Annotated in this window: 5 protein-coding genes and 1 pseudogene; 2 read left to right on the forward strand and 4 right to left on the reverse strand. The window is 34.4% G+C overall.

What is annotated here, in order from left to right:
- Positions 1–319 precede the first annotated feature (319 nt).
- From V7024_RS24265 to V7024_RS24530, 4 genes and pseudogenes are all read right to left on the reverse strand, one after another.
- A complete protein-coding gene (locus tag V7024_RS24265; protein WP_335524633.1) occupies positions 320–757 on the reverse strand; it encodes a BclA C-terminal domain-containing protein in 438 nt (145 codons plus the stop codon).
- Positions 758–1,056: 299 nt separating this feature from the next.
- On the reverse strand, positions 1,057–1,467 hold the full coding sequence (locus tag V7024_RS24270; protein WP_438824518.1) for a DUF1259 domain-containing protein: 411 nt from the start codon (positions 1,465–1,467) through the stop codon (positions 1,057–1,059).
- 186 nt (positions 1,468–1,653) lie between these two features.
- Positions 1,654–1,818 (reverse strand): annotated as a pseudogene (locus tag V7024_RS24525) (IS3 family transposase); the annotation flags it as partial.
- Positions 1,819–1,859: 41 nt separating this feature from the next.
- Positions 1,860–2,150, reverse strand: a complete 291-nt coding sequence (locus V7024_RS24530) for a transposase (RefSeq protein ID WP_438824517.1) — start codon at positions 2,148–2,150, stop codon at positions 1,860–1,862.
- A gap of 406 nt (positions 2,151–2,556) precedes the next feature.
- Between V7024_RS24530 and V7024_RS24280 the strand changes: the two genes are divergently transcribed.
- Complete coding sequence (locus V7024_RS24280; RefSeq protein ID WP_335524635.1) at positions 2,557–2,769, forward strand: hypothetical protein; 213 nt, start codon at positions 2,557–2,559, stop codon at positions 2,767–2,769.
- Positions 2,770–2,778: 9 nt separating this feature from the next.
- Positions 2,779–2,994, forward strand: coding sequence for a hypothetical protein (locus tag V7024_RS24285; RefSeq protein ID WP_335524637.1), 216 nt, complete (start codon positions 2,779–2,781; stop codon positions 2,992–2,994).
- Positions 2,995–3,116: the final 122 nt, after the last annotated feature.

The following is a 3,116-nucleotide window of genomic DNA, read 5'->3' on the forward strand; positions in this document are numbered from 1 at the left end:
CAGGCATGGGCATGGGAGGATTCCCAGGTATGTTTTAGTCTTGATTTTTAATACTTTATATCTGGATAGATTAGACTGAGTTGCGCAGAAAAGTAAAGATTAAGTAGATTAAATTTAATATGAACTAGGAGAATTGAGTGTAAAATGAAGCATGAATGAACAAAGCCCCAATCCATTTAAAATAAAAGGATTGAGGCTTTTTGTTTTGTATGATACCGGCTGGCATCGAACCAGCGACCTAATAGCTATTTTGTCGCTTTTATATATTTAATATGAACCACTTTTTTAAGTATTTATTCTGCTGAACAAATACATTTTACTAGTTAAGCTTCTCAATCGTTAATGATGCAGCATTAACTTTCTGTCCGTTTAGGATTGGTAATAACACATCAGTAGTTGTTCCTATATTTCTAAGTTGCAGTGTTGAACGTCTAGGAATACTGATAATAGCTTGTCCAGTGAGCATCAGACTTGCACCAGTGACTTGTCTTTGTATTCCATAATTAGTAAGTCGCCCGCCTACTAAAGAATCATTTAAAATTAAACCATATACAGAAGTAGAAGCAGGACCATCAATTAATAAGATAAATTCGATTTTATAGTCTCCCGCTCTAGGAATAAATAAAGTGTCACTAGGAGGATTAAACACTATATGATTTAATGGACCGTTTCTATTAAACTTTACGTTTTCACCTGATCTGACTCCTATAGGATTGCTACCAACAAGTGTAACGTAACCATAGGCTGGTTTTGGCATTATTATGCACCTCCTCATTTACTCTTATTATCATTGTATGTGATTGAGAGAGAAGTGAGTGTGTGCTTGTCTAGGGAAAATGAATTGTGTATATTTTTGAACTGCGGTGAAGAACGACTCTTCGAGGGGAATGTTACAGTGAAAGGGGAGAGATGATAACACAGTTGGAATAGCAGGGCCATAGCTAGAAACTGAAAGAGGGCAGCGCTAGTTTCGTGTTGGCAGTTGAAAGAGGAACGAAATAGATTACTTTAAACGCAAAGAGAATGAGATCTCTTTAACTGGTACAAAGATTATGATCAAATAGCTTTTAATGCTTTTCTTACTTGTTTTGCAAAAGTCAGTGGTTCTTCAACAGATTCGATATTAACATAAATTAAGCGTGGATGATCGAACAACCATTCATTGTGGATAGATGAAACTATTATTCCTTGAGCACGAATTACAGTGATAAATGGCTCCACTTCATTTTGTAAAAGTGCTACTCTTCCTAAACATAAAGCTTTGCCACTTAAATTATTTATTGATTCGAATGAGAAAGAAGAAGTCACCCCAAATCTTTTTTCCAAAATCGTTGCGCTTATTTGATCTCGAGATATTGTAGCTACACACTTTCCACCCGCAAATCCCGATTGACCGCCTATAATCTTTGCAAACTTATGACAAAGTGTTTCTTCATTTAAACATACGTAATTCCACTTTTTGTTCACACGGACGTATGTTAAATCACTTATGACTACAGCCAGCTCTTCTTTTTGGTTGAACTGACGATCGAGTTTGTTTGAAATGTTTTCTTCGTTACAGCTAACTCTCTTCGGCTTAAATTGTGCAATTGTGTAGTTAGATACTAAACCTTGGTTCTTCATGATTCGTCCAATACGGCGACGTGAAATCACATATCCTAACTTTTTTAGTTCTACTTTTATCTTTCGTGTTCCGTAGTTCTGACGGCTCTCTCGGAAGATTTCTTTCACGAGTGGTGACAATTCATCTACTGTACCTTGTGCTTGTTTCGCTTCATAATAATACGTTGCTCTTGATAATTGTAGGACATTGCACATTGCTGATATCGAGTATTTATGTAGGTTATTCTTCACTACTTTTACTTTCGTCCTAGTATCAGCGCTGCTTGCTTTAAAATATCATTTTCTATAAGAAGTTGTTTGTTTTGTTTTCTCAACGCTTCCAACTCTAGTTGTTCAGCGGTCTTATTATCTTTCTCTTTAAACGAGCCAGACGTATGATTTTGATTGATCCACCGATCCAATGATGATGGTGTTAATCCGTATTCTTTAATGATGTCTTTCCTTGGTTTATCATTTTGATACAGTTGAACCATTTGGTGCTTAAATTCCGCTGTAAAGGTTCTTCTTCCTCTTTTATTTTTCGTCATAGTAGATTCTCCTCAAATATATTAGTTGTAGTCTACTTGACCTTAATTTTTTTGTCTAGTTCAGTGTAGCCTATACAATCTTTATGTAGCAATAGAACGAAATAATGTAATGAGTATTAGTAGACATTAAATATATGAAAATCAGTAGTTTATATATTCTAATTATTTATATAACGTTTACAAAATTCGGAATTTTGTATACTATTATTGCGAATGGTATAATAAGGAAGGGGAGGTATATTTAGGGATTAAAAATAGAAAGAAAATTATTAGTAGTGTTTTAGCAGGAACATTTTTATTTGGAGTTTCAGCACCTCTTGTATTCAATGCAAAGGAAGTAAAAGCTGCTGAAAATGACATTGCAAATGAAGAATTTACATCAAAAGAAATTGCTGAACTACTAGAATTGCAAAATGAATTACAAAAACACAACATAACAGCTGAAGATATTGTGATGGGTCTTCAGGCTGAATTGCCAAGAGAAGTTACGCCTTTAAAAACTGCTCCGTTAGAAGTTCCACGGCAAGATGAACCTCAATATGGTATTAAAAGTCAAGCTGCTAAAGTAGCGGCAAAACAGGCGATAAAAAATCTTCAACGCATTGGAAGAGTATCATGAGATAGAACTGTGAGAGGATATATTAGTAAATTACCAATTTCTCAATCTGCTAAAAATACAGCAAAAGCATATTTAGCTTATGAAACTGTTATGAAAACTTTGAACGTTGTTGTTAATTTTGAAGGAACGATTACAGATGCTTTATCTACGCAACTAAAAAGAATGGGATGTCCTTCTTGGTTAGCAGATATTGTAGCAAGGGCAATTGTTACATTTCTACTATAATTATTTGAATGAGATGAGGGTAAAATGAAAAAATTCTTGCAAACTGCGGTTTTAATATTTGGGATATATATATATCCTACTTACCTAACTAACACGTTTAAACTTTTCAAAACCGCCCCATA

The sequence above is a fragment of the Bacillus sp. JJ864 genome (assembly GCF_036963045.1).
In the GTDB taxonomy this organism is placed as follows: Bacteria; Bacillota; Bacilli; order Bacillales; family Bacillaceae_G; genus Bacillus_A; species Bacillus_A pseudomycoides_C.